This is a genomic window from Ponticaulis profundi, assembly GCF_042659465.1.
GTDB lineage: Bacteria > Pseudomonadota > Alphaproteobacteria > Caulobacterales > Hyphomonadaceae > Ponticaulis > Ponticaulis profundi.
In genome coordinates this window covers 68,925-75,901 of record NZ_JBHSSW010000013.1, presented here as the reverse complement: position 1 = coordinate 75,901, position 6,977 = coordinate 68,925, and the positions used below count along the sequence as shown (strand labels likewise).

The window sequence follows — 6,977 nt, the reverse complement described above, 5'->3', positions numbered from 1 at the left end:
GGTGTGAGGCATGTCAGAGGTTGGCGCGTGGGTCATGCGGGTGAGTATAGGCGCATGCGTGGTGGTGTGGGATTAGTTTTGGGGGAGAATGTAGGGTGGGCCTTGGCCCACCAATATCGGCAATGGTGGGCCAAGGCCCACCCTACGGGCACTGGAACCGGCGTTGAATGAGCGCTCCTCTGTCATCCCGGAACGCCTTTAGGGCGTATCCGGGATCCAGCCCGATTAATCGCATGTGTTTTTCTGGATCCCGGGTCTTCGCCCGGGATGACAAATCAGGGCATCACGCAGGCCTCAGTATGTGGCGACCGTATGGTGTTCATGATGGCCGCATGCACTTCGTCCCTCAGTGCATCCTACGCGTCAGGGAATGGCGCCAGCTGAGTAAGTTTAGTCAACAAGGGCGCGAAACGCTTCTGACCAGTCAGGGTGATGCCGACGCAAAAGAGAAGCCTTGCGAGCAACCAAAAGTGCAGAAGCGATCACAAGTCCATGAACGGGAGGGGTATCGAACAGCCAGCTTTTCAACTCAGACGACGACAAAGACACTGGTTTTACTCCTTCTTCAGGAGAGTGATTGACGATTGGTTCGCAATCGATGGCGATATAGCAGTGACAATTGTTATTCATTAAGCCGGGATTTGGCATGAAAGATCCCGCATGAACCATTTCAGCCGCAACCAAGCCCAGCTCTTCCTGCAGTTCTTCTTTCGCCGCATCTTTGTTGGATTGCTCGTTTTCCACCAGTCCGCCGGCAGGTTCGACGGTAAGGTATTCTCCACCAAATCTCTTCTGTTCTACCAACCAGAGGTTAGGACCAGAGAAAGCGAAAACATTCACCCAATCACGGTTTTTCAAGAGGCAAAATTGTTGACCTTTAAAAAAACGCTCCACAACGTTGAATACGGGAGTACGCAAGAGTTCATTTTCGTTCATCTCAGTTGAATAATTCCAGTATCTGGCAGTTTTGAAAATCAAAATTTTTGTAGCCTTGACCCGGCTCATTCTTGAGCCAGACGTTTCTCAGTAAAATTAGCACCGATCGCGTCGCCACCACTAGATACGGCCCTGTTTCAGAAGCTCGTTTCTCAAGAAAATGGACTCCTTGTCGATAAAACACCGACGGGTCTGTCATCCCCGGTATCATTAAATCTGAAATGTCAGCCTTATTATCACGCCATTTTTCCATAAACTGGTGCGCTTCGGGATATGATCGCTTGGCTTCCTCAATCGAAAGGCCGGATAGTACCCCCAAATCAAGTGGTTCTAATAATCGGTCCACCTCAAAATTTATATCTAACTTTTCCGACACGAATTTTGATGTTTCGATGCACTGAATTCGATCAGAGCAGAATATCGCCTTAACTTGAGCTATTACTTCTGATTTTTCCAAAAGTAATTCTAGTTGTCTCAATCCCCGATTAGTTAATTTGCCTCGCGAGGTTCCTCCCATCAGATCCAACTGATTCTTTTCGCATTCGGCATGCCTCATAAGCAGGAGCTGTGGTTCTGCTTTCAAGTCGGCGGCCGTCATGCGGAGGGAACTCCCATGACACAGCGTTTCGCGACCACGTTCTTTATCACTGCCGCCGATGCGCCGATTTTGGCGCTTTCTCCAATACTAACTCCTGGATTTACAGTAGCTCCCAGGCCGATTAGAACGCCTGATGAAATATCAGCCCCCGAACCGATAGAGGCGTTGGGGGCGATAAGCGCGAAGTCGCCAACGGAAGAGTACGCGCTAATTGTTGAGTTCGGATGGACTATCGTGTTTGAGCCGATGCGGCATTGAGCGCCAACGTAAGCCGATGGGAAAACTATCGCACTTTCGCTTACTCGGGCGCTTTTTTCGATCCAAGCCTCAGGATGTATGAAGCCGCTAAAGCGAACGGAATCTATTTGAGAGATCTTTTCGAATATGAACCGACGTTTGGTGTTGTCGCCTATGCAAATGATAACATTTATGGGTTGGGACCGTTTCGACAAATAATGATGATCGCCAATAACCTGAGCATTTATGTTGTGTTTTGGGAAGTTGAGATAATCGTCAAGGAAGCCAACCAAATTTGTAGAAGCGACATCTTGAAGCATTTCGTATACACTGCACCCCAAATCTGACGCACCATATATGACTGTGTCTAAAGATAGATCATTTGAGCGCGACACTGTATATACGCTCCGTTTTCTGAATTGTGCGATTGCGCACAGTTACTTTGATAACGAAGACAAAGCTTTCGTCATTATACTTGGCATTCAGTTTTTTCAGTCCTGCTTTGCCGGTAATTTCCTTTACTGCTGCACCCGTCGCAAAACCGTGGCACCCCATCGCAAGGACGCAATTTCGTTTAGTATCTGAATAACTATTTAATCTGATAATTACGCCGTAATCTGTCGATACCTCTTCTTCAGCATCCAATTCTGTTTCATAAACCGTCTTGCCGACCAATAGTTTGTGGGTTTTTGCTTCTGAACGCTCGAACGATATATGGACCTGTTCGGATATCTCCTCCAATATCCTGCAGGTTACTTCATTTGAGATTGGACCTCCCAGCGAGATAAATGGATTCTGGATGATTTCTTCTACGTTCGGTGATGAGCTGGAAATCAATTTCAACTGAAGCGAAACTCGCTCGAGGGATTGGCGTAAGTCCGAATAAGCTTCCACTTCGTTCAGGCTTACTCTTGGCGTTGACCGCCTAAGTAAACCCGCGCGCGTCGTCAAAACTATTGCAATGTTACCTTTGGCGACTGCGGATAGCGTCCTCCAGAATTTTCGTTCAGGCCTAAACGATATCCAGCGCAAGCACCATTTTATGCAATAGCCTAACACAAACGAGATGCCGTTGATGATTAAGCCGTAAACAATAGACAATTAGCTCTCCACGCCCAGGCGAGCTTTTTCCTGCAATAACTTCCATTGCAACGCTACGAGTGTAGGCGCATGTGTGATCTTTTTTCTTTCCAATAACTTGCAAATATTTAAGGTGGACACGGTCAAAACATCGAATCCTTCTTTGTTTTCCCCGAAGCGTTCGGCGTTTTCGGCATAAAACAAGTACGTGCGGTGAATGGAGCGCGACAGATCTAAATCTATCTTACAAATTTTCTCGAGCGTTCCTGCTTTGAAGCCGGTCTCTTCGAAAAGCTCACGATGAGCAGCATCAATGAGGTTTTCATTCGGTTCTACTTTGCCGCCCGGCAGTTCTAAAGAAAAACTGTCTACAGTCGATCGAAATTGTCGCACCAAGAGGACGTCGCCATTTCGGCTGGAAGCGAGAACACAGACAGAATCTGGAAATTCGACAACTTCGTCGGTTTTTAAGATGTCGCGCATAACTGCTCCTGTCGTCCAACTTCCCTCACTCTATCAAATCCAGATTCATTTCGCGCAACTTTTTCAGCTCGTCCCTCAACAGTGCGTTTGGCGGTTGAATTGATTCATTGGATCAATTCATTTGCTTTGAAAAAAGTGCTTCACTGACATGCCCATCATTCGTTGTATTCAATCTTTATCTTTGGAGATCATTCGCACGCTGTCGTAGATGTCTTTATGATCCTCAGCGTACTTTAAAGCTGCAGTCTCGAGCTCGTCTCGATGACTTTGATTAAAATCGTCATCGCAGAAGTCGAGCTCGATATTCGCTTTCAAGTTCAACACCGTTTTGATATCACCGCTTTCAATCTCGATTTGCGTGTAGACGCGGTCAACAAATTTGTGTGTAAAAGTACTCATTCCCTCACCCAATCAAATCCAGATTCTCCTCGCGTAATTTTTTCAGCTCGTCGCGCAGTCTGGCTGCTTCCTCGAATTCCAGGTCTGCCGCAGCGTCACGCATGCGTTTTTCGAGATCAGAAATTACCGCCTGCAAGTTGTGGCCGGTTGAGCCCTGAATTGCAACAGATTCTTCGCTCACGCCGCGTGTTTTCTTGCGGGTCTTGCCACCTTTAAGTTGTTCGCCCGAGCCGCGCTGGTCGGATGGGACAAAGCCTTCCAGCACATCCTTGATGCCGGAATAGACGGTTTGCGGGGTGATGCCGTTCGCCTCGTTATGGGCGATCTGTTTGGTGCGGCGCCGTTCGGTTTCTTCCATGGCGCGGGCCATGGAGCCGGTGACCTTGTCCGCATAGAGGACAACCTTGGCATCGGCGTTTCGGGCGGCGCGGCCAATCGTCTGGACCATGGAGGTTTCCGAGCGCAGAAAGCCTTCCTTGTCCGCATCGAGAATGCCGACAAAGGCGCATTCGGGAATGTCGAGGCCTTCACGCAGGAGGTTGATGCCGATCAGCACGTCGAACACGCCCATGCGCAGATCGCGAATGATCTCGATCCGCTCCACCGTGTCGATGTCGGAGTGCATATAGCGGACCTTCACGCCCTGTTCGGTCATGTATTCGGTGAGGTCTTCGGCCATTTTCTTGGTCAGCGTGGTGACCAGAGAGCGATATCCGCGCTCGGCGGTGTCCTTGCATTCGGCAATGACGTCATCGACCTGGTTGGTGGTGCCGGTGGAGACCGGGCGGACCTCGACCGGTGGGTCGATGAGGCCGGTCGGGCGGATCACCTGTTCAGAGAAGACGCCGCCTGTGCGTTCCATCTCCCACGGGCCGGGCGTCGCCGAGACGTGGACGGTCTGCGGGCGCATGGCGTCCCATTCCTCGAATTTGAGCGGGCGGTTATCCATGCAGGAGGGCAGGCGGAAGCCGTATTCGGCAAGGGTGCGCTTGCGGGAAAAGTCGCCGCGATACATGGCGCCGAGCTGCGGGATGGTCTGGTGGGACTCATCGGTGAAGACGATGGCGTTTTCGGGCAGGTATTCGAACAGGGTGGGCGGCGGCTCGCCCGGCTTGCGGCCGGTGAGATAGCGCGAATAGTTCTCGATGCCATTGCAGGAGCCGGTCGCCTGGAGCATTTCCAGATCGAACTGGACGCGCTGTTCAATGCGCTGGGCTTCGAGCAGCTTGCCCTGTTCCTTGAAGGTGGCGATGGTCTGCTGCAGCTCGTCCTGGATCTTGTCGACGGCCTGGTTGAGGGTCGGGCGCGGGGTGACATAGTGGGAGTTGGCGTAGACCTTGATCTGGGGCAGGGCGGTGGTTTTCTTGCCGGTGAGCGGGTCGAACTCGGAAATGTCCTCGATCTCGTCGCCGAAGAAGGAGACACGCCAGGCGCGGTCTTCATAGTGGGTCGGGAAGATGTCGATGATGTCGCCCTTCATGCGGAAAGTGCCGCGGCCAAAGGCATTGTCATTGCGCTTGTATTGCAGGGCGACGAGGTCCTTGGCGACTTCGCGCGGGTCCTTGCGGTCGCCGACCTGGAGCTTGAAGGTCATGGCGGTGTAGGTCTCGACCGAGCCGATACCGTAAATGCAGGAAACCGAGGCGACGATGATGACGTCATCGCGCTCAAGGAGGGAGCGGGTCGCGGAGTGGCGCATCCGGTCGATGGCCTCGTTGATGGAGCTCTCTTTCTCGATATAGGTGTCCGAGCGCGGGACATAGGCTTCGGGCTGGTAATAGTCGTAATAGGAGACGAAGAACTCAACCGCGTTTTCCGGGAAGAAGTCCTTGAATTCACCGTATAACTGGGCAGCGAGCGTCTTGTTTGGCGCAAGGATCAGAGCCGGGCGCTGGGTCCGCTCGATGATGTTGGCCATGGTGAAAGTCTTGCCCGAGCCCGTGACGCCGAGCAGGACCTGGTCGAACTCGTTCTCCTCGGACAGGCCGCTGACCAGTTCGTCGATTGCCGTTGGCTGGTCGCCCGATGGCTTGTATTTGGAGTGGAGCTTGAAGACCTTGCCGCCTTCGGCCTTCTCCCAGTCGCGGTCGGGCCGGTGCGGCGTCCACTCAGCCGGCGTCAGCACCTCTACGGCGCCATCCATGATGAATTGCGATGCGGGGGCTTCTGAGAAGCCTTTCGAAGATCTGGCCATACACGCAATATGGTCTCAGCCTTGCCGGTTTGCCAGCCCCCGAATGCGCTCTGCTGACAGGAGGTGTCAGCAGTCCTCGTCGCGGCAGCGAATGCCGCAGGCGATGATGCGAAGATGCGGCTTGAGCGTTTCCATTGCGGTCTCTTTCGTCGCATGCTTCATCAGCAATTGACGCATGAGCTGCGCGTAAACACAGAAGAAGGTGATCGCATAGGTTTTCGCGTCATCTTCCGACAGGCTTGGCTCGCCGGATTTCATCACCTGTGCCAGACCTGAGTGGAACGGCGCGACCTGTTCATTGAACCAGATCTCCATCTCTTCATTCCACGCATAGGCGAAACTGTAGATGTATCGGGTCAGGTCCGGATTATCGAAATCGAAGTCCAGAAAGACGTCGGCTGCGGCTTCCAGATGCTTGAGGAGCGATTGCCCCGCATGGTCGTCGCACGCTTTCTGGAGCGCGGCATCGAGCTTGCTGTGATGCAGCATGTGAATCTGCATCAACAGCTTATCTTTACTGCCGAAATACTGAATGATCAGGGCAGGGGACACGCCAGCAGCGTCCGCAATGCGGCGCACGGTGAGTTTTGCGAGAGGTTCAATTTCGATCAGCTTGTTGGCCGTCTCGAAAATGCGGGCACGTGTCTCGTCGGAACGTGCTTCGGGAGGTGTATCAGTCAATTCAGCTAACATGTCGATTGAGATTAATTAGAAACATGGTCAGTTGAATAATTGCGATGAATAAGTCAACAGCAATGTTTAACACTTGATACATGTCATTTTTTATTGAAATTTTTCTATGAAAATTTGGTTATCTCTTTTAGTCTAAACGCATTTACTTGAGTGAACATTGTATGTAATTCTTGGTAAATATATTGATATAACATATATAGAATGGCGTCTTTCGAAATCCATTCGAGTTGTAAGGTTTATTTGATGTCAACGATATTTGATGCTGTTTAAGAAGAGGACTATTTCAAGATAAATATTGTTTAAGTGTGTGAATTAACGAAAACTATGTCTCGTCTCTTTATCGGTTCTTCAGGATAG

The 6,977-nt window shown here is 51.1% G+C and carries 8 protein-coding genes; all 8 read right to left on the bottom strand.

The window, feature by feature from the left end; translation table 11 throughout:
* Positions 1–390: 390 nt before the first annotated feature.
* Positions 391–936 (bottom strand): NUDIX hydrolase, encoded by a 546-nt coding sequence (locus tag ACFQDM_RS11815; RefSeq protein WP_377379287.1) that lies wholly within the window; start codon positions 934–936, stop codon positions 391–393.
* Position 937: 1 nt separating this feature from the next.
* Positions 938–1,534, bottom strand: coding sequence for a histidine phosphatase family protein (locus ACFQDM_RS11810; protein ID WP_377379285.1), 597 nt, complete (start codon positions 1,532–1,534; stop codon positions 938–940).
* The gene (locus tag ACFQDM_RS11805; RefSeq protein ID WP_377379283.1) at positions 1,531–2,166 is read right to left on the bottom strand and encodes an acetyltransferase; all 636 of its coding nucleotides are present in this window, start codon (positions 2,164–2,166) and stop codon (positions 1,531–1,533) included. Before ACFQDM_RS11805 ends, ACFQDM_RS11810 begins: the two co-directional genes overlap by 4 nt.
* A complete protein-coding gene (locus ACFQDM_RS11800) occupies positions 2,150–2,872 on the bottom strand; it encodes a hypothetical protein (protein WP_377379281.1) in 723 nt (240 codons plus the stop codon). The genes ACFQDM_RS11805 and ACFQDM_RS11800 overlap by 17 nt, the downstream gene beginning before the upstream one ends.
* On the bottom strand, positions 2,873–3,334 hold the full coding sequence (locus ACFQDM_RS11795; RefSeq protein WP_377379279.1) for an NUDIX hydrolase: 462 nt from the start codon (positions 3,332–3,334) through the stop codon (positions 2,873–2,875).
* Positions 3,335–3,502: 168 nt separating this feature from the next.
* Positions 3,503–3,733 carry a hypothetical protein gene (locus ACFQDM_RS11790; RefSeq protein WP_377379277.1) on the bottom strand — a complete coding sequence of 77 codons (231 nt, stop codon included), beginning with the start codon at positions 3,731–3,733 and terminating at the stop codon, positions 3,503–3,505.
* A gap of 4 nt (positions 3,734–3,737) precedes the next feature.
* Complete coding sequence (gene uvrB, locus ACFQDM_RS11785; RefSeq protein ID WP_377379296.1) at positions 3,738–5,876, bottom strand: excinuclease ABC subunit UvrB; 2,139 nt, start codon at positions 5,874–5,876, stop codon at positions 3,738–3,740.
* 117 nt (positions 5,877–5,993) lie between these two features.
* Complete coding sequence (locus tag ACFQDM_RS11780) at positions 5,994–6,608, bottom strand: TetR/AcrR family transcriptional regulator (protein WP_377379275.1); 615 nt, start codon at positions 6,606–6,608, stop codon at positions 5,994–5,996.
* Positions 6,609–6,977 lie beyond the last annotated feature (369 nt).